The sequence below is a fragment of the Pleomorphomonas carboxyditropha genome, assembly GCF_002770725.1.
Lineage (GTDB): Bacteria > Pseudomonadota > Alphaproteobacteria > Rhizobiales > Pleomorphomonadaceae > Pleomorphomonas > Pleomorphomonas carboxyditropha.
Genome location: NZ_NQVN01000004.1, coordinates 102902 through 121930 on the forward strand (window position 1 = coordinate 102902; position 19029 = coordinate 121930).

13 protein-coding genes are annotated in these 19029 nt (G+C 68.2%); 5 read left to right on the forward strand and 8 right to left on the reverse strand.

The genetic code is table 11. The features are described from left to right. Positions 1-45: 45 nt before the first annotated feature. The 3 genes from CJ014_RS09365 (at position 46) to CJ014_RS09375 (ending at position 5002) form a co-directional block, all read left to right on the forward strand. Positions 46-1872 (forward strand): SLC13 family permease, encoded by a 1827-nt coding sequence (locus tag CJ014_RS09365; RefSeq protein WP_100080212.1) that lies wholly within the window; start codon positions 46-48, stop codon positions 1870-1872. Between the two features lie 305 nt (positions 1873-2177). Next, on the forward strand, positions 2178-3722 hold the full coding sequence (locus tag CJ014_RS09370) for a DEAD/DEAH box helicase (protein ID WP_100080213.1): 1545 nt from the start codon (positions 2178-2180) through the stop codon (positions 3720-3722). 224 nt (positions 3723-3946) lie between these two features. Next, the gene (locus CJ014_RS09375) at positions 3947-5002 is read left to right on the forward strand and encodes a GGDEF domain-containing protein (protein ID WP_100080214.1); all 1056 of its coding nucleotides are present in this window, start codon (positions 3947-3949) and stop codon (positions 5000-5002) included. 1 nt (position 5003) lies between these two features. Here the strand turns inward: CJ014_RS09375 and CJ014_RS09380 are convergent, their stop codons facing one another. Then, positions 5004-7169 (reverse strand): ComEC/Rec2 family competence protein, encoded by a 2166-nt coding sequence (locus CJ014_RS09380; protein WP_100080215.1) that lies wholly within the window; start codon positions 7167-7169, stop codon positions 5004-5006. A gap of 158 nt (positions 7170-7327) precedes the next feature. On the opposite strand from CJ014_RS09380, the gene gltX reads away from it, so the two are divergent. Beyond that, positions 7328-8752, forward strand: coding sequence for a glutamate--tRNA ligase (gltX, locus tag CJ014_RS09385; protein ID WP_100080216.1), 1425 nt, complete (start codon positions 7328-7330; stop codon positions 8750-8752). 363 nt (positions 8753-9115) lie between these two features. Then, on the forward strand, positions 9116-10408 hold the full coding sequence (gltA, locus tag CJ014_RS09390; protein WP_100080217.1) for a citrate synthase: 1293 nt from the start codon (positions 9116-9118) through the stop codon (positions 10406-10408). A gap of 76 nt (positions 10409-10484) precedes the next feature. Here gltA and CJ014_RS09395 read toward each other — a convergent pair whose 3' ends face one another. The 7 genes from CJ014_RS09395 to rseP all read right to left on the reverse strand — a co-directional run bounded on the left by CJ014_RS09395 (position 10485) and on the right by rseP (position 18984). Continuing rightward, positions 10485-11672, reverse strand: a complete 1188-nt coding sequence (locus CJ014_RS09395; RefSeq protein WP_100080218.1) for a lipid-A-disaccharide synthase — start codon at positions 11670-11672, stop codon at positions 10485-10487. After that, positions 11669-12541, reverse strand: a complete 873-nt coding sequence (locus CJ014_RS09400; protein ID WP_100080219.1) for an LpxI family protein — start codon at positions 12539-12541, stop codon at positions 11669-11671. Before CJ014_RS09400 ends, CJ014_RS09395 begins: the two co-directional genes overlap by 4 nt. Further along, positions 12538-13344, reverse strand: a complete 807-nt coding sequence (lpxA, locus tag CJ014_RS09405; protein ID WP_100080220.1) for an acyl-ACP--UDP-N-acetylglucosamine O-acyltransferase — start codon at positions 13342-13344, stop codon at positions 12538-12540. Before lpxA ends, CJ014_RS09400 begins: the two co-directional genes overlap by 4 nt. A 122-nt stretch (positions 13345-13466) precedes the next feature. Continuing rightward, positions 13467-13895 (reverse strand): 3-hydroxyacyl-ACP dehydratase FabZ, encoded by a 429-nt coding sequence (fabZ, locus tag CJ014_RS09410; RefSeq protein WP_100080374.1) that lies wholly within the window; start codon positions 13893-13895, stop codon positions 13467-13469. Positions 13896-13960: 65 nt separating this feature from the next. Beyond that, the gene (gene lpxD / locus CJ014_RS09415; RefSeq protein ID WP_100080221.1) at positions 13961-15010 is read right to left on the reverse strand and encodes a UDP-3-O-(3-hydroxymyristoyl)glucosamine N-acyltransferase; all 1050 of its coding nucleotides are present in this window, start codon (positions 15008-15010) and stop codon (positions 13961-13963) included. A gap of 372 nt (positions 15011-15382) precedes the next feature. Beyond that, positions 15383-17623 (reverse strand): outer membrane protein assembly factor BamA, encoded by a 2241-nt coding sequence (gene bamA, locus CJ014_RS09420; RefSeq protein ID WP_207765710.1) that lies wholly within the window; start codon positions 17621-17623, stop codon positions 15383-15385. 251 nt (positions 17624-17874) lie between these two features. Next, a complete protein-coding gene (gene rseP / locus CJ014_RS09425; RefSeq protein ID WP_100080223.1) occupies positions 17875-18984 on the reverse strand; it encodes an RIP metalloprotease RseP in 1110 nt (369 codons plus the stop codon). Positions 18985-19029: the final 45 nt, after the last annotated feature.

A 19029-nucleotide genomic window follows, 5' to 3' on the forward strand; every position in this document is an offset into this window, starting at 1 on the left:
GAGGCGACTTACTGTCGCCCAACGTCCGTCCGCCGGGGAGCCCGCATGACCGCCGATCTCGCCATCGTCCTCGCCCTGCTCGTCGTGGCCGTCGTGCTGTTCGCCCGCGGCCGGCCGTCGATGGACGCCGTGGCGCTGATGGTGATCGTGGCGCTGCCGCTGACCGGCATCGTCAGCGTGCCGGAAGCGCTCGCCGGCTTTGCCGATCAGAGCGTCATCCTGATCGCCGCGCTGTTCGTGGTCGGCGATGCCCTGGTGCGGACGGGTGTCGCCGGGGCGCTGGGCGCCCTGATCGCCAGGGCCGCCGGCGGCAGCGAATTGCGCCTCATCGTCCTGCTGATGCTGGCGGTGGCCGGCCTCGGCGCCTTCATGAGCTCGACCGGCGTCGTCGCCATCTTCATTCCCATCGTCCTGCGCATCGCCCGCACCATGCGGCTGCCGCCCGGCCACCTGATGATGCCGCTGTCCATGGCGGCGCTGATTTCCGGCATGATGACGCTGGTGGCGACGCCCCCCAACATGGTGGTGAATGCCGAGCTGATCCGGCGCGGCCACGACGGCTTCGGCTTTTTCGCCTTCACGCCTTTCGGCCTGCCGGTCCTGGTGCTCGCCGTCGCCTACATGCTGCTGGTGCGCCGCTTCCTGCCGGGATCGGGTTTGGCCGGCGGCCCGGCGGCCCGCCCCGGCCTCAAGGACTGGGTCGACGAATACGGCCTCGCGGCGCGCGAGGCGCGGCTGCGCATCGACGCCACCTCGGACCTTCTCGGCCATCGGCTCGGAGAGCTCGACCTGCGCGCCAGCGCCGGCATCAACATCATCGCCATCGAGAGGGCGGGAAGACTGGCCCGCCGGCTGATACGGCCGGAAGCAGCGACCGAGCTCGTGGCCGGCGACATCCTGCTGATCGACATCGTCGCCAAGACCTTCGACCTCGACGCCTTCCGGCGGACCCACCGGCTTTCCGGCCTGCCGCTCAGCGGCTCCTACTTCGTCGACGGCGCCGACGAGATCGGCATGGCCGAGGCGATCGTGCCGCCCGACTCCGGGCTCGCCGGCCTGACGCCGGTGACGAGCCGGTTCCGCACCGCCCGCGGCCTGACGGTGATCGGCATCAAGCGCGGACCGATGGCGATCGAGGGATCGCTGGCCGATGTCGTCTTTCAGCCGGGCGATACGCTGCTCCTGGCCGGAGACTGGAAGGCGATCCGCCGGCTCGGCGACGCCACTGCCGACCTCGTTCTGCTCGACCTGCCGCGCGAGGCCGACGACTATGCCCCGGCCCGCCGCCATGCGCCGTTCGCCGTGGCGATCCTCGTCGCCATGATCGCCGCCATGGCCAGCGGCATCCTCGCCAACGCCCACGCGGCGCTGCTGGCCTGCCTCGCCATGGGCGCCTTCGGCTGCACCGACATGAAATCGGCCTACCGGGCGATCAGTTGGCCGACCCTGATCCTGATCGTCGGCATGCTGCCCTTCGCGCTGGCTCTCGAGCGGACCGGCGGCGTGGATCTGGTGGCTTCGGCGGTGGCCGGCACCTTCGGCGACGCGCAGCCCCGGATCATGCTGGCGGTCTTGTTCGCGGCAACGGCGCTTCTCGGCCTGTTCGTCTCCAACACCGCCACCGCCGTGCTGATGGCGCCGGTGGCCCTCGCCGTGGCGGCCGATATCGGCGCCTCGCCCTACCCCTTCGCGATGACGGTCGCGCTGGCCGCCTCCACCGCCTTCATGACGCCGGTGTCGTCGCCGGTGAATACGCTGGTGGTCGGTCCGGGCGGTTATCGCTTCGCCGATTTCGTCCGGCTCGGAACGCCGTTTGCCGTAGTCGCCTTGCTGGTCGCCGTGCTTCTCGTGCCGCTCCTCATGCCCTTCTAGGTGAGGACACGTAGAATTCTTTCCCGGCCAAGAAGATCGGTCGATCAACTGGCATGGGCCGATGTGGTGGCGAGGTTCAACTTGGCGTCCGGAGGGGCCGAAACGTGCCTCGGAGGCCTCCGAAACCGCTTCCCGGCCGTTTGAAGTAACAATAAACGCTCAATCCGGCAGGAATTGATTGACATGCCGACGATTCCACCTATGGTCTCCCACCATGTCCGGATCGTTTCAAGACGACCCGGAAGCGTGTGGATTCGCCTGCCTCCAGTGTTCGAATCCCCCCAATCCAAGAGACCGCACACCACATGAATTTTTCTGATCTCGGACTGAGCGCCAGCGTAATGGCGGCCGTTGAAGCGGCTGGCTATACGACTCCGACGCCGATCCAGGCGGAAGCCATTCCGCACGCCGTCGCCGGCCGCGACGTCATCGGCATCGCCCAGACGGGCACCGGCAAGACCGCCGCTTTCGTGCTGCCGATGCTGACGCTCCTCGAGAGCGGCCGCGCCCGCGCCCGCATGCCCCGCACGCTGATCCTCGAGCCGACGCGCGAACTCGCCGCGCAGGTCGAGGAGAACTTCGTCAAATATTCGGTCAACAACAACCTCAACATCGCTCTGTTGATCGGCGGCGTCTCCTTCGACGACCAGAACCGCAAGCTCGACCGCGGCGCCGACGTGCTGATCGCCACGCCCGGCCGGCTGCTCGACCACTTCGAGCGCGGCCGGCTGCTGCTCACCGGCGTCGAGATCCTGGTGATCGACGAGGCCGACCGCATGCTCGACATGGGCTTCATCCCGGACATCGAGCGCATCTGCAAGCTGGTCACCAAGAACCACCAGACGCTGTTCTTCTCGGCCACCATGCCGCCGGAGATCCAGGCGCTGACCGAAAACTTCCTGAACAACCCGGTGCAGGTCGAGGTCGCCAAGCCGGCGACCGCCGCCGCGACGGTGGCCCAGCGCCTCGTCGTCTCCGGCTCCGAGGACTTCGAGAAGCGCGAGACGCTGCGCGCCCAGATCGCCGCCGCCGAGGACCTCAAGAACGCCATCGTGTTCTGCAACCGCAAGCGCGACGTCGCCGTGGTGTTCCGCAGTCTGGTCCGGCACGGCTTCAACGTCGGCGCCCTGCACGGCGACATGGACCAGCGGGCGCGCATGGCGACGCTCGACGCCTTCAAGAAGGGCACGCTGACGCTGCTGGTCGCCTCCGACGTCGCCGCCCGCGGCCTCGACATCCCCGACGTCAGCCACGTCTTCAACTACGACGTGCCGATCCACGCCGAGGACTACGTCCACCGCATCGGCCGCACCGGCCGGGCCGGCCGGTCGGGCACGGCGGTGATGCTGGTCACCCAGGACGACGAGAAGCATCTTTCCGCCATCGAGAAGCTGATCACCACCGACATCGAGTGGATCGGCGACCCGATCGTCTTCGATCCGGAGGCGCGCAAGCGGTCGCGCGGCCGCAAGAGCGCCGAGGGCAAGGGCCGTTCCCGCGCCAAGGCGGACGGCGACGAGGCCCGCGCGCCGTCACGCTCGCGCCGCACCCGCCAGGAGGCCGCGCCGTCCGAGGCCGCCGACGAAGCGCCACGCCCGAGCCGCAGCCGCGCTTCCCGGGCCGAACGCGAGGCAAGGCCGGAGCGGGAGACGAGACCGGAGCGGGAGACGAGACCGGAGCGCGAGGCGAGGCCGGAGAGAGGCCCCGAACGCCAGCCCGTCCGGGCCGGCGAGCGGCCGCGTTCCCAGTCCCGCCGCGACGTCGACGACGGTCCCGCCGTCGTCGGGCTCGGCGATCACGTGCCGGCCTTCCTGCTGCGGCCGGTCCGCATCGCCAAAACGGCGAACTGACCGGACGACAGGAGTCCTCCATCGAGCGGCGGCCTTTCGGCCGCCGTTTTCGTTTGGCGCGTGTGGCAAATCGGGTCGGCCAGCCGGAAAAATTCGCCGCCTCCCGGTGCCGGTGTTGGCGGAAAAGCTCGAATTGTCATGATCGCGTGCACCTTTGCTTAACGCTCAATTCATGCCTGCCATTTATCAATGGACGAGGCGTGCAAGGGCAGCGGGCGGAGACCATGACGCATCGGGAAGAGTTCCTGCGGACAATCGGCTATGGCGAGGCGGCCGTAGCGCAGCTCAGGCGCAACGAGAACGCGGCTTATCCCAGGAACTACGAGCTCTGGTACAATTATTGTGCCGGCTTCAACCATGCCCTCAACCGGGCCGTGAACGACATCCTGCGCAGCAGGGGCCGCATCGACACGACCGAGCTCAACGCCATCTACAACCAGTTCATCTCGCCGTCGCGCCTCTCCGACCGCATCGAGGATGTCGGCGGGCGCATTTCCGACGAGATCGAAGGCGTCATGGCGGCGATGAACAGGACGATCGCCGCCAATGCCAGCTATGCCGGCACGCTGTCCGAGGCTTCGACGGAGTTGGGCGCCGGGCCCGATCCCTCCCGGTTGCGGGGCATCATCGGCGAACTGCTGGTCGCCACGCAGGAGACGGAAAACGTCAACCGCGAGCTGGAAGGGCAGCTCGCCGACAGCCAGCGACAGATTTCCGAACTCAAGGAAAGCCTCGAATCCCTGCGCTTCGAGACCCTGACCGACGAGCTGACGACGCTGGCCAACCGCAAGCATTTCGACCAGTCGCTGGAGCGGGCGGTGGCCAACGCCGCCGAGACGGACGGCGTCCTGTCGCTGCTGATCACCGATATCGACAATTTCAAGTCGTTCAACGACAGTTTCGGCCACCAGACCGGCGACCAGGTGCTGCGCCTGGTGGCGCTCTCCGTCAAGCAGGCCATCAAGGCGCATCACCTCGCCTGCCGCTACGGCGGCGAGGAATTCGCCATCATCCTGCCGAAGGCGACCCTGTCGCGGGCCGAGGCGCTGGCCGAACGCATCCGGGTGAGCGTCAAGGAGAAGGAGCTGAAGAAACGCTCCACCGGCGAGACGCTCGGCTTCGTCACCCTGTCCGTGGGAGTGGCGACCTACCGTCGCGGCGACACGGCCGTCTCATTGATCGAACGCGCCGACACCGCCCTCTACCTCGCCAAGCGGGCCGGCCGTAACCGGGTGTGCACGGAGGCGATGCTCGCCGCTTCCACCGAGGAAGAGGCATAACTCAGCGCGCCGGGGCGAACCACGGCCGGCGGGGAATGCCGAGCACGCGGCCGGTTTCCCGCAAATCTACCATGCCGCCGGCGTCCAGCCGGACGGCGTAGGTGAGCGTGCCCGTCACGGCGAGCCGGCGCCCGTCGATCAGCGCGCCGGCCGGCCGGCACCAGGGCGGCGCCTCCAGCCCGGACACCACGATCGCGGCGACGGCGCATTCGTCGCCGAAGGCCAGCGGCCGGCTGACGACCGAGACCGAGGGGCGGCCGTCCAGCCAGCAGGCCTCGGCGTCGCAGGTGGCGTCGCGGTCGAGCGGCAGCCTTTCGGCCGGGTCGAGTCCCACCGCCGCCATCCAGACGTCCAGCATGAAGCCGCCCTTGCCGCCGACTTTGTGCCAGGTCCCGTCCTCCTGCCGCACCAGGGCCAGCGAGCCGTCGCCGGCGACGATCAGGTCCGGCGGCGAGCCGGCGCCGACGAAGGCGAGGCCGGTCACCACGGCAATCAGCCCGAGCCAGCGCTTGCCTCCGCGCCACAGGCAGATCCACAATCCACCGGCGACAACGGCGAGCATGGTCCAGCCCATCGGCCGACCGTAGAGGCCGCCGCCGGGCGTCCAGTCGGCGACGACATGGGCCACGGCGATCATCGCGTCGATGCCGGCGCCCATGACGGCGAGCGGCGCGCCCTCGAGGCCGAGCGGCATGACAAGCGCGGCAACCAGCGCCATCGGCATGATCAAGAGCGACACCAGCGGCTCGGTGACGAGATTGGCGATCATGCCGAGCGGCGCCAGACGGCCGAAATGATAGAGGGCCATCGGCAAGGTGGCGAGGCCGGCCACCACGGTCGCCGCCAGCGCCGCCACGGTCCAGAGGGCGAACCGGCGCACCGTGCGCGCCAGCAGGCTGACGTCGCCGCCATCCGCCACGTCGCCCTGCCGGGCGCGCCAGGCCTCCAGCCCGGCCATCAGCGCCACCACGGCGGCAAACGACATCTGCGCGCCCGGTTCCATCACCGCCTCCGGCGACAGCGTCAGCGTGATGAGGGCGGCCAGGGCGATCACCCGCAGCGACAGGGCGCGGCGGTCGATCAGCACGGCGAAGAGCGACACCGCCACCATGATCATCGAGCGCTCCGCCGGCACGTCCATGCCGGAGACGACGAAATAGGCGCCGGTGCCCAGCATGGACAGCGCGGCGGCGATCTTCTTGATCGGCAGGGTGAGCGCCAGCGGCGGCACCAGCGCCAGAACGAGGCGGATGCCGCCGAACAGGAAGGCGGCGACCAGGCTCATGTGCATGCCGGAGATCGACAGCACGTGCGAAACGCCGGCGATGCGCATCGCCTCGTTGGTGGTCTCGGATATGCCGGCGCGATCGCCGACGATCAGCGCCGCCGCGATGGCGCCGGTGTCGCCGGGAAGCGCGGCGCGGATGCGGCCGGCCGCCGCCATCCGCACGGTCTCGATGCCGCTCAGCAAGACCAGCCGGGTATCGGGCGGCGGCGCCTGCGGCCAGGGCTTGACCGCGCCGTAGGTGAAGCCGCTGGCGCCGACGCCGGCGAACCAGGCGACGCGGGCGAAGTCGTAGCCGCCCGGCAGCGGCGGCGGCATGGGCGGCGCGAGGCGGGCGAGCATGCTGACCGCCTCGCCCGGCGCCGGCATCCGGCCGCGCGTCGTCACGCGGACGAGCGGCGGCAGGCCATCGCGCGGGCGGGGCTCCATCTCCTGCGGCCGGACGAGCAGGCGCGCGGCCCCCTTCCCCCGGTCCTCGACCGCCACGACGTGGCCGCGCACCGTCACGGTCCGCTCGAACGGAAAGACCGGATGGCCGGCAAGGCGCGTCGCCAGCGCGGCATGCAGGAAGCCGGCGCAGGCGAGGCCGACGAGGACCGCGAGGTACGGCACGACCGGGTGGCGGCGGACGACCAGCAGCAATGCCGCGACGACGCCGAGGCCGGCGAGCGCCAGCTCGACCGTCGCAGGCTCGCTCGCCGGGGCGAAATAGAAGGCGGCGCCGACGGCGGCGGCCACCGGCCACCACAGGAAGCCGCGGCCGTCGTCGAGGTCGCGGGCGAAGGATTTTGCCAGGACGGAAAGGGTGCGCCTCCATGCCGGTCCGGCCGCCGGCCGGCGATACGCGGGAGGCTCGATACTCGTCTCCGTCCGGACCGTCACACTCGCCGCCTATTTCGGTTGCTTACGCGATCCCCGCCGCGATCTTATTTTGCGAAACGCACGGGTTTCCTGTAAGACGCCGACCACGCAATGGTCCGGCCGGCGACGATCCGCCGTCCTCTCCGGGCCAACCCTGGTATTTTTCGGAACTATCGTCGATGTCCACGCCCGTCGTCACGCGTTTTGCGCCGTCTCCCACCGGTTTTCTGCACATCGGAGGCGCGCGGACGGCGCTCTTCAACTGGCTCTATGCCAAGCGGCACGGCGGCAAGATGCTGCTCCGCATCGAGGACACCGACCGCGAGCGGTCGACGCAGGCCGCCGTCGACGCCATCATCGACGGGCTAAGCTGGCTGGGCCTCACCTGGGAGGGCGAGCCGATCTCGCAGTTCCAGCGCGCCGCCCGCCACGCCGAGGTGGCGCGCCAGCTGGTCGCCGCCGGCAAGGCCTATTACTGCTACTGCACGCCCGACGAGCTCAACGAGATGCGCGAGACCGCCAAGGCCAACGGCCTGCCGCCGCGCTACGACGGCCGCTGGCGCGACCGCGATCCGTCCGAGGCGCCGGCCGGCGTCAAGCCGTCGGTGCGCATCAAGGCGCCGCTCAACGGCGAGACGGTGATCGAGGACGCGGTTCAGGGCACCGTCACCTTCCCCAACAAGGACCTCGACGACTTCATCATCCTGCGCTCGGACGGCACGCCCACCTACATGCACGCCGTGGTGGTCGACGACCACGACATGGGCGTCACCCAGATCATCCGCGGCGACGACCACCTGACCAACACGGCGCGCCAGAAGATCATCTACGACGCGCTCGGCTGGGACATGCCGAAGGTGGCGCACATCCCGCTGATCCACGGGCCGGACGGCGCCAAGCTGTCCAAGCGCCACGGCGCGCTGGGCGTCGAGGCCTACCGGGCCATGGGCTACCTGCCGGTGGCGCTCCGCAACTACCTCGTCCGCCTCGGCTGGGCGCACGGCGACGCCGAGATCCTCTCCACCGACGAGATGATCGCCCTGTTCGATCTCGAGGGCATCGGCCGCTCGCCGTCGCGCTTCGACTTCGGCAAGCTGGAGAATCTCAACGGCCACTACATCCGCCAGACGCCGGACGACGAGCTGGTCGACCACGTCGTCGCCCTGCTCGACCACATTCCCGAGGGCGCGGCGCTCAAGGCCAAGCTCGACGCGGGCAAGAAGGCGCAGCTTGCCGCCGCCATGCCCGGCCTCAAGGAGCGCGCCAAGACGCTTCTCGAGCTGATCGACAACGCCGGCTTCCTGTTCGCCAGCCGGCCGCTCTCCCCCGACGACAAGGCGGCCGCCCTGCTCGACGCCGCCGGCAAGACGGCGCTCGCCGACCTGCTGCCGCGCCTCGGCGCGCTGCCCGACTGGAGCGCGGCGGCCACCGAGGAGGTGGTGCGCGCCTATGCCGCCGAGACCGGCCTCAAGCTCGGCAAGGTGGCGCAGCCGCTCAGGGCGGCCGCCACCGGTCGCACCACGTCGCCGCCGATCTTCGACGTGCTCGCCGTGCTCGGCCGCGACGAGGCGCTTGGCCGCATCGGCGACGCGCTGGCCGGCTGACGGAACCCGGCCTTTGGGAAAACGCCAACCCCGCCCGGCCAGGCCGCGGCGGGGTTTTCACTTCCTTGCGAGGGGGCGTCGGAACGGGCGAGAATCTAGCCGGTTCCGACACGGAAAAACGCTAGCCCAAGCGGTGGAAAACCCCACCGGAACAATAACTCGCGCCTCAAGGTCCGGTTCCGCGCCTCCTCCGAAATGGCAAGGCTGAACACCAATTCGACGGCTTGCCGCAGTAGGGATTTTCCGCTACGTGAAGATCGACATGCGACTGGGAGGTTGGTCGGCAGTTTACGTAAACGTAATCGCTATGTCCTTCCCCTCATTGGCCTGGTCCACCCGATCACCTCTTGGAGATCCGACCGAATGACCACGAAGAACGCGACCGTCACCATCGATGACAAGACCTATGAGTTCCCGCTCAAGGACGCGAGCATCGGCCCCAGCGTGATGGACATCTCCACCTTCTATGGCAAGACCGGCCACTTCACCTACGATCCGGGGTTCACGTCGACCGGCGCCTGCGAATCCAAGATAACCTATATCGACGGCGACAAGGGCGTGCTGCTCTATCGCGGCTACCCGATCGAGCAGCTGACCCTCGAGGGCGACTATCTCGAGACCTGCTACCTGCTGCTTTACGGCGAGCTGCCGACGCCGGCCCAGAAGCAGCAGTTCGACAGGCACATCACCCGCCACACGATGATCCACGAGCAGATGACCCGCTTCTTCCAGGGTTATCGCCGCGACGCCCATCCGATGGCGGTGATGGTCGGCACGGTCGGCGCGCTGTCGGCCTTCTATCACGACTCGATCGACATCTCGGATCCGCACCAGCGGATGATCGCCTCGCACCGGATGATCGCCAAGATGCCGACGATCGCCGCCATGGCCTACAAGTACTCGATCGGCCAGCCGTTCATCCACCCGAAGAACGACCTCGATTACGCGGCCAACTTCCTGCACATGTGCTTTGCCGTGCCGGCCGAGGACTACAAGGTCGACCCGATCCTCGCCCGGGCGATGGACCGCATCTTCACCCTGCATGCCGACCACGAGCAGAACGCCTCGACCTCGACGGTGCGTCTCGCCGGCTCGTCGGGCGCCAACCCGTTCGCCTGCATCGCCGCCGGCATCGCCTGCCTGTGGGGTCCGGCGCACGGCGGCGCCAACGAGGCGGCGCTCAACATGCTGGCCGAGATCGGCACGGTCGATCGCATTCCCGAATACATCGAGCGGGCCAAGGACAAGAACGACCCGTTCCGCCTGATGGGCTTCGGGCATCGCGTCTACAAGAACTACGACCCGCGCGCCAAGATCATGCAGCAGACCTGCCACGAGGTGCTGGAGACGCTCGGCATCAAGGACGATCCGCTCCTGGACGTCGCCGTCGAGCTCGAGCGGATCGCGCTCAGCGACGAGTATTTCATCGAGAAGAAGCTCTACCCGAACATCGACTTCTATTCGGGCATCACGCTGAAGGCGATGGGCTTCCCGACCTCGATGTTCACCGTGCTGTTCGCCGTCGCCCGCACCGTCGGCTGGATCGCCCAGTGGAAGGAAATGGTCGAGGATCCGAGCCAGAAGATCGGCCGCCCGCGCCAGCTCTACATCGGCGCGCCGCAGCGCGACTACGTCGAGCTCGACAAGCGCGGCTGATCCCTGCGGGACAGAACGAGGAAGCCTCCGGCGGCGACGCCGGGGGCTTTTTTCATTTTGCAGGAACGAGGAAAGCTCAGCGGCCGGCGAGGCGCAGCACCACTTCCGCCGCCGTTTCGGCGGCCGGCCGGCCGTCGGGAAGCGCCATCATCTGCCGCAGGCGCGAGAAGGCGGCGAGCTGGGCGGCGCGGGCGAGCGTGTCGGCAAGGAGCGGCGCCAATGCGTCGGCGAGCCGCTCCGGGGCGAGATCGGGGTCGAGGAACTCCGGGCTCGCCTTGTCGCCGAGGATGATGTTGGCGAGGCCGAACATGGTGATGTTCACCAGCCCCGGAATGCGGCGGGCGATTTCCGAGACGAGGCGGAACAACGGGTCGCGCGCATAGGCGATCACGCTGGGCACGCCGGCGAGCGCCAGCTCCAGCGTCACGGTGCCGGAGGTGGCGAGCGCCGCGTGCGCCGTGCGGAACGCCGCCCACTTTTCGGCCTCGCCGGTGACGATCCTGGGCCGCGCCGCCCAACCCGCCGTTTCCCGTTCGATGCGCTCCCTGAGCCGCTCGACGGCCGGCAGCACCGGCCGGAAAGCCAGCCCGCGCGCCGACAGCGCATCGAGCACCCGGCCATAGAGCGCCAGCATGCGGTCGATCTCGCCGGAGCGGCTGCCGGGCAGCACCAGCAGCGTCGGCGGCTCGGTGCCGCCGATCGGCGGGCGCTCGCCCGGCGCCGGCGTCAGCAGCTCCGGCCGATCGATCAGGGGATGGCCGACGTAGGTGGCCTCAGGGCCTTTCAGGCGGGCGAGGACGGCCGGCTCGAACGGCAGCAGCGTCAGCACGTGATCGATGTAGGCGGCCATCCTGCGGGCCCTGCTGGGCCGCCAGGCCCATACCGACGGGCAGACGTAGTCGACGACCGGCAGGCCCGGCAGCGCCGCCCTGACGTCGCGCGCCACGCGGTGGGTGAAGTCCGGGCTGTCGACGATCACCAGCACGTCCGGCCGGCCGGCGATGACGGCGCCGGCGGTCTCGGCGGTGCGGAGCTGGATCAGCGGCAGCCGCTTCACCACCGGGCCGAAGCCCATGACGGCGATGTCGTGCAGGGGGAAGAGGCTCACGAGCCCCTCGACGGCCATGCGGTCGCCGCCGACGCCGAAAAATTCGATCGGGCGGTCCGACAGCCGCCTCAGCGCCGCCATCAGCCGCGCGCCCAGTTGATCGCCGGATTCCTCGCCGACGACCATGGCAACGCGGAGCGGCCGATGCCCGGTCATGGCCCGTCGTCCGGGAACGGCCGGACCTGCAGGAACAGCCGGGCGGCGTCGGCGGCGGCGACGGTGGCCGGCCGGTCGACGATCATCACCCGGCCGGATTCCACGGCGATGCCGGCAAGGCCGGCGGCGGCGGCCGCCTCCACGGTGCGGGGACCGATGGTCGGCAGGTCGACGCGCAGGTCCTGCTGGGGCTTGGCCGCCTTCACCAGCACGCCGGAGCGGTGCGCCGCCTTGAGGCGGCCGCGCTTCCTAAGGTCGGCGACGCGCTGCAACAGTTCGTCGGTGCCCTCGATGCCCTCGACGGCGACGACGCGGCCGGAGATCGCCACCACCGCCTGGCCGATGTCGAGCCGGCCGAGCGCCAGCGACGCCTCGACGCCCCTGGCGATATCGGCTTCGGCGTCGTTATTGGGCTTGAACCGACCGAGGCTGCCGCTGCCGCCGACCAGCTCCGGCGCCACCTGATGGGCGCCGACCACCCGGTAGCCGCGGTCCTCCAGGAAGCGGACGACATTCTTCAGCACGGTATCGTCGCCGCCGACCATCAGCGACAGGATCTTCGGCAGGCTCAGCACCGCGCCGAGGTCGACGCGGATCGCCGAGAAGTCCGGCCGGTTGACGGCGCCGCAGATCACCACCTCGCCAACCTGCTCGCGCGCCAGGAGATCGAACAGCCGGCCGATCTCGCCCCAGCGCAGCCAGTGGTGATGGAAGGCTTCGATGTCCAGATCGGCTTCGCCGACCAGACCGAACACCACCACCGGCCGGCCGGTCGCCTCGGCTGCTCTTGCCACGACAACGGGCACGCTGCCGCCGCCGGCGATGATCCCCAGGGTCGGTCTGTCGGGAGCGGTGGTTGCCAGGGTCATTCGGGCTCGCCATCCCGGCTGCGCGGCGTGCAGATGGCGCGGTCGCCGCCCGCCCGGATGAATTCGATCATGCGGTCGACCAGCGGGCTGCCGCCATGGGTTTCCAGCACGCGGTCGAGGCGTGCCGACAATGGATCGTCGCCTTCGAACAGCAGCTTGTAGGCGTTGCGCAAGGCGTGGATGTCGTCGCGGGGGTGATTGGCGCGCCGGAGGCCGACCAGGTTCAGGCCGCCGAGGCGGGCGCGGTTGCCGGTGACCATGCCGAAGGGGATGACGTCGTTCTCGACGCCGGTCATGCCGCCGACCATCACGCCCTCGCCGATGCGCACCCACTGGTGCACGGCGCTGAGCCCGCCGAGGATGGCGTTGTCGCCGATATGGACGTGACCGCCGAGCGTGGCGCAATTGACCAGGATGACGTTGTCGCCGACCACGCAGTCGTGGGCGACGTGGGCGTTGGCCATCAGGAGGCAGCCCGCGCCGACGCGCGTCAGCATGCCGCCGCCCTCGGTGCCGAGATGCAGCGTCGCGCATTCGCGGATCACCGTCTTGTCGCCCACCTCGAGCCGGCTCGGCTCGCCGCGATACTTGAGGTCCTGCGGCACCATGCCGACGGTGGCGTGCGGGAACACGGTGACGCCGGCGCCCAGCGTCGTGCGGCCATCGACCACCGTGTGCGCGTGCAGCACCACGCCGTCGCCGAGCCGGACATTGGGGCCGACGACGCTGAACGGGCCGATGCTGACGCCTTCGCCGATCTCGGCGGCCGGGTCGACGACGGCGGTGGGATGAATGGTGCGCATGCGGTTGATCCTTGGCGGCGATGCGGCGGGGAGCCGCCCGCTTCCCTATAGCTTCGGTTGCCGGCGAGGGGCCGCAATTTATGTTTCAGCGTGTTACGGCATTCCGGCGCGGCAGCCGGCCGTCAGGCGTTGACCAGCATGGCGCTGAGTTCGGCCTCGGCGACCTTGGTGCCGCCGACGATGGCCGTCGCCTCGTACCACCACATGTTGGCGCGCTTCTTCAGCTTGCGGACATGGTACTCGACCACGTCGCCGGGGCCGACCGGCTTCCTGAACTTCACCTTGTCGATGGTCATGAAATAGACCAGCTTCGGCGCGGCGCCGTCCGTCGAGTTGACGCAGATGGCGCCGGCCGTCTGGGCCATGCCCTCGATCATCAGGACGCCGGGCATCACCGGCGCGTCGGGGAAATGCCCCTGGAACTGCGGCTCGTTGATGGTGACGTTCTTGATGCCGATGGCCGAGTTGTCGCCGTCGATCTCGATGATCCGGTCGATCATCATGAAGGGATAGCGGTGCGGCAGCGCCTTGAGGAGCGCCTGGATATCCATGACGCCCAGCGTGCCCCTGACTGGCGTCCCGGTCTCGGCCGGTGCCGATGCGGTATCGGTTTCGCTCACGTTTCGTCCCTTCCCGTCGCCTGCTTCGCGGCCCGCTTGAGGGCCATCTGTTCCCTGGTCCATTCACGGATCGGCTTCGCCGGGTTGCCGACGTAGCGCGTTCCCGCGGGAATGCTGTCCTTGACCATGGCGCCGCCGGAAATCTGAGCGCCCATGCCGATGCGAATGTGGCCGGCAAGGCCGGTATGGCCGCCGATCGCCACGAAATCCTCGAGCTGCGTCGAACCGGAAATGCCGACCTGCGCCACCAGCACGCAATGCCGGCCGATCTCGACGTTGTGGCCGATCTGCACGCCGTTATCGATCTTGGTGCCTTCGCCGATCACCGTGTCGCGGTTGGAACCGCGGTCGATGGTGACGTTGGCGCCGATCTCCACGTCGTCCTGGATGACCACCCGGCCGATCTGCGGCACCTTGAGGTGGCCGCGCGGCCCCATGGCGAAGCCGAAGCCGTCCTGGCCGATGCGGGCGCCGGGGTGGACGATGACGCGGTTGCCAACGAGCGCGTATTGCAGCGTGACGCCGGCGCCGATGTAGCCGTCGCGGCCGAAGCGCACGCCGCGCCCGATCACCGCATTTGCCGAAATGATCGTGCCGGCGCCGATCTCCGCGCCGGCGCCGATGACGGCGCCCGGCTCGACGGTGACGCCCTCCTCAAGGCGGGCGGCGGGATGCACGCTGGCCGCGGGCGAAATTCCCGCCTCGCCGAACGGCCCCTTCAGGCAGAAGGCGTCGGGAAACAGCGCCTGCATGATCAGCGCCATCGCCCGATAGGGCTGCTGGGCCACGACGACGGCGGCGCCGGCCGGGGCATCGGCGACATGGGCGGCCGAGCAGAGCACGATCGACGCCCGCGTCTCGCGGAAGGTGGCGATGTAGTGAGGGTTATCGAGGAAGGAAAGGTCGCCCGGACCGGCCTGGTCGAGCGGCGCGACGCGGCCGATGGTGATCTCGGCGTCGCCGCGCGCCACCTCGCCGCCGGCAATGCGGGCCACCTCGGCAAGGGAGAGCCGGCCGGAGGGGGCGAAGAATACTGGATCGGTCATGGCAACACTCGCTCGTCCCTCCCGGTGGCAAACCACGACAGACGCGCGCCTTCCTTCTCCGTTTCGGCTGAAGCACCGCAGGCTCGACGGCCACCCGGCTTTCCGTCGCGGCCGGCTGCGATCTTCCCGGAACGGAAGGCATTAGCCATTGCGCCGGGCCGGTGTCAACCGACCGCGCGCGTCAAGTGACTTCGGAGACGCGTTGTTCAGGGATCATGGTGCGCCGAGGCAGCGAAATCGCCCGTTCGCCGCGGAGACGCCGCTTCGAAGGACGCAAGGCGCCAAGGCGACGCCGCCTTTTCAAGGCCGTGGCCACAAAGCAAAACCGCCGCGCTTCGGGCGCGGCGGTCGATGGTTCGAAAGGGGCCGGCGTCAGAACTTGGTGCCGCCGGAGAAGCGGAAGACCTGCGTCTTGTCCTCGTCCTCTTTCATGACCGGGTAGGCGAAGTCCGCCCGCAGCAGGCCGAACGGCGACTGCCACACGATGCCGGCGCCGACCGAGGCACGCAGGGCAAGGTCGTTGTCGGTGCCCGAGGTCGGATTGTCCGACGACCACAGCGTGCCGGCGTCGGCGAACAGCGAGGCCCAGACGCCGTATTCCTGCGGCAGCATCGGGATCGGGAACAGGGTCTCGGCGGTGGCCGCGACGTAATACTTGCCGCCCAACGCGTAACCCGTCGCCGGATCGCGCGGACCGAGGCCGTTGCTGTCGAAGCCGCGAATGATCGATCCGCCCACCTGGAACTGGTCGATGTAGGCGACATCATCGTCAAGGCCGAACATCGCGCCGCCCTTGGCGCCGAGATGGCCGATCATGTCCCAGTCCTCGACCAGCTCCTTGTAATATTCGACGCGAGCCGTGGTGCGCAGGAAGGTCGCATCGCCGCCGACACCGGCAAATTCCTGCTTGATCTGCGCATAGACGCCGTTCCGCGGGAAGGTGTAGTCGTCGATGGTGTTATAGGTCAGGCTGGTACCGATGATCGAGATGAAGCGATCTTCGTCGGTGACAAAGCTGCTGTACTTGGAGTGAACGTCGGAAATCTTCTGCTGATAACCTTCGTAGAACACACCGAGGGTCGTGTCGTCGTTGAGCGGAATACCGAAGCGAAGCTTTCCGCCGGTATTCGACTCGTCGAACGGATGCACGCCATCGTCGGTATCGCTGTAATTGCGCCGGTAGATGTCGAAGCCGCCTTCCAGACGACGATCGAACAGGTAGGGCTCGGTGAACGACAGCTCATAGGACGAGTCGCCGGACTTTCCGTCGGTGGTGATGCCCTTGGAAACCGAGGCGCGCACATACTGGCCGCGGCCGAGGAAGTTCTTCTCGGTTATCGACAGCTCGGCCAGGATGCCGTTGGTCGTCGAGTAGCCGGCGCCGATGCTGACCTCGCCCGTCGGCTTGTCGTCGACCTGAACGTTGACGATCACCTTGTCGGAGGACGAGCCGGGTTCCGACCAGATGCGGACGGTCTTGAAGTAACCGAGGTTCTTCAGCTTCCGCTCGGCCTTCTCGATCAGCACCTGATTGTAGGCATCGCCTTCGCCGATATCGAACTCGCGGCGAATGACGTAATCGCGGGTGCGGTCGTTGCCGATGATGTTGATGCGCTCGATGTAGGCGCGCGCGCCCTCGTCGACGAAATAGGTGACGGCGATGGTGCGGTTGGCATAGTCGCGGTCGCCGCGCGGACGCACCTGCACGAAGGCATAGCCCTTGGCGGCGACGGCCGTGGTGATCGCCTCGAGCGACTTGTCGACTTCCGCGGCCGAATAGGTATCACCGGTGTGCGTCAGGGCCAGCGCCTTGAGATCTTCCGGATTGACGTCGGACAGCGTCGTCTCGACCTTGATGTCGCCGTACTTGTAGCGCTCGCCCTCGTCGACGGTGAAGGTCAGGAAGAAGGAGTTCTGCTGGCGGTCGAAATCGGCGGTGGCGGAGACGATGCGGAAATCGGCATAGCCGTGATTGTAATAGAAGCGGCGCAGCGCTTCCTGGTCGGCGTTCAGCTTCTCCGGGCTGTAGTTGTCCGACGTCTTGAACCAGCCGAACAGGCCGGACTCCTTGGTGGAGATGACGTTGGACAGGCGATAATTGGAGAAGGCGTTGTTGCCGACGAAGGTGATCTGGCTGACCTCGGTGCGCGGGCCTTCGTTGATCTGGAAGATGAGATCGACGCGCCCCTTGCCGAGATCGACCTGCTTGGGCTCGACGGTCGCGTCATAGCGGCCGCTGCGGCGATAGAGTTCGAGGATGCGCTGCGTGTCGGACTCGACCTTGCCCTGCGTCAGCACCGAGCGGGGCTGCAGCTCGACGACGCTCTTCAGCACCTCGTCGGACTGCACGTCGTTGCCCTCGAAGGCCACGCGGGCGATCACCGGGTTCTCGACCACCTTGACGATGACCTGGCCGCCGGACTGGCTGACCTGAACATCGGAGAACATGCCGGTGGCGAACAGCGCCTTGATCGATTCGTCGATCTCGGCGGCGCTCAGCGGCCGGCCAGGCGTACCCTTGATGTATGCGGCGATGGTCTCGGGCTCGACACGCGTGTTGCCGACCACCGTCACGCGGCCGGCGGACGCCGCTTCGGCCGAGATTGCGCCCAACTCCGGGACAAATCCGCCCCACAAAGGTGCCGCGGCGAGCAAGACAGCGGAGGCGGCGACGACTTTCGTCCATTCCTTGAATGAGCGCATTTAATCACGTACCCGAGTTTCTACGGCCGAAGCCGATTGGGAACCCTTGTTACAGATTCCGATCAAGAGGGTTTTACAGTCTTTGCCACGATGCGCAAGCGACCTTGCCATGGGCGGTGCCGTTTTCCATGTCTTGCGTGACCCGTAGGCCACTTTCGGAGCTAACCCGATGCGATCTTGGCGATATCGTTCAGCACGCCAAAGGCCATCAGTCCCAGGACGATAGCGAAGCCGATGCCGAAGCCGATCTCCTGGGCCCGCTCCGGCAGCGGCCGTCCACGCAACGCCTCGATCGCGTAGAATGCCAGATGTCCACCGTCGAGCATCGGGATTGGAAATAGGTTAATGAGACCGATCGAAATCGACAGAATGGCAGCAAGGTTAACAAGAGGTATAAACCCCATCGCCGCCACCTGGCCGCTGACGCGGGCGATGCCGATCGGCCCGCTGATCTGCGTCGCCGAGGTGCGCCCCGAGAACATGCCGGCCACCGAGGACAGCGTGCTGTCGATGATCGACCAGGTCTCGCGCACCGCCTCGTGCGCGGCGCCGAACGGCCCGTAGCTGCGCAGCTCGACGGTGGGGTTGGTCTGCCTGAGGCCAAGCACCGGCACGGTCTGCTTTTCCCCGAAGCCGTCGACGATCTCGCGCGAGCGCGGCGTCGCGTGCAGCGTCAGCCGGCTGCCCGAACGGTCGATGTCGATGGCGAGCTCGACGCCGTTCTGCAGCATGACGACGCGCTGGATGTCGGCAAAGCTCTCGATCGGGTCGCCGTCGATCGCCAGGATACGGTCGCCGGCCAGGAAGCCCGCCTCGGCGGCCGGGCTGTCCGGCTCGACGGCGCCGGCGACCGGCGCGATCATCGGCTTGCCGAAGGCGTAGAACAGGACCGCCAGCACGGCGATCGCGAACAGGAAATTGGCGGCCGGCCCGGCGGCGACCACGGCGGCGCGGGCGGCAAGGCTCTTCGACTGGAAGGCGCCGGGATCGGCCGACCTTGCGCCCGGCTGGCTGGCGGCGTTGGCGTCGTCGATGAAGCGCACGTAGCCGCCGAGCGGAATGGCCGACAGCTTCCAGCGCGTGCCCTTGCGGTCGGTGCGGCCCAGGAGCTCCGGGCCGAAGCCGATCGAGAAGACGCTGATGGCGACGCCGGCCCGGCGCGCCACCCAGAAATGTCCGAGTTCGTGGACGAAGACCACGACAGTCAGCACGATCAGGAAGGGAATGACCGTTCCGATCAGCATGCCGCCGGTTGCCGCGAGAAAATCCAATGCCTCATCCTCTCGTGATGCTGCCTGCCCCAGTCGCCAGCGGCG

What these genes read in the sequence shown, in the direction of transcription:
- CJ014_RS09370 (WP_100080213.1), top strand. Translation starts at nt 2,178, where the DNA reads ATGAATTTTTCTGATCTCGGACTGAGCGCCAGCGTAATGGCGGCCGTT.
- CJ014_RS09375 (WP_100080214.1), top strand. Translation starts at nt 3,947, where the DNA reads ATGACGCATCGGGAAGAGTTCCTGCGGACAATCGGCTATGGCGAGGCG.
- CJ014_RS09365 (WP_100080212.1), top strand. Translation starts at nt 46, where the DNA reads ATGACCGCCGATCTCGCCATCGTCCTCGCCCTGCTCGTCGTGGCCGTC.
- CJ014_RS09395 (WP_100080218.1), bottom strand. Translation starts at nt 11,672, where the DNA reads ATGACCGGGCATCGGCCGCTCCGCGTTGCCATGGTCGTCGGCGAGGAA.
- lpxA (WP_100080220.1), bottom strand. Translation starts at nt 13,344, where the DNA reads ATGCGCACCATTCATCCCACCGCCGTCGTCGACCCGGCCGCCGAGATC.
- gltA (WP_100080217.1), top strand. Translation starts at nt 9,116, where the DNA reads ATGACCACGAAGAACGCGACCGTCACCATCGATGACAAGACCTATGAG.
- fabZ (WP_100080374.1), bottom strand. Translation starts at nt 13,895, where the DNA reads ATGGATATCCAGGCGCTCCTCAAGGCGCTGCCGCACCGCTATCCCTTC.
- gltX (WP_100080216.1), top strand. Translation starts at nt 7,328, where the DNA reads ATGTCCACGCCCGTCGTCACGCGTTTTGCGCCGTCTCCCACCGGTTTT.
- CJ014_RS09400 (WP_100080219.1), bottom strand. Translation starts at nt 12,541, where the DNA reads ATGACCCTGGCAACCACCGCTCCCGACAGACCGACCCTGGGGATCATC.
- lpxD (WP_100080221.1), bottom strand. Translation starts at nt 15,010, where the DNA reads ATGACCGATCCAGTATTCTTCGCCCCCTCCGGCCGGCTCTCCCTTGCC.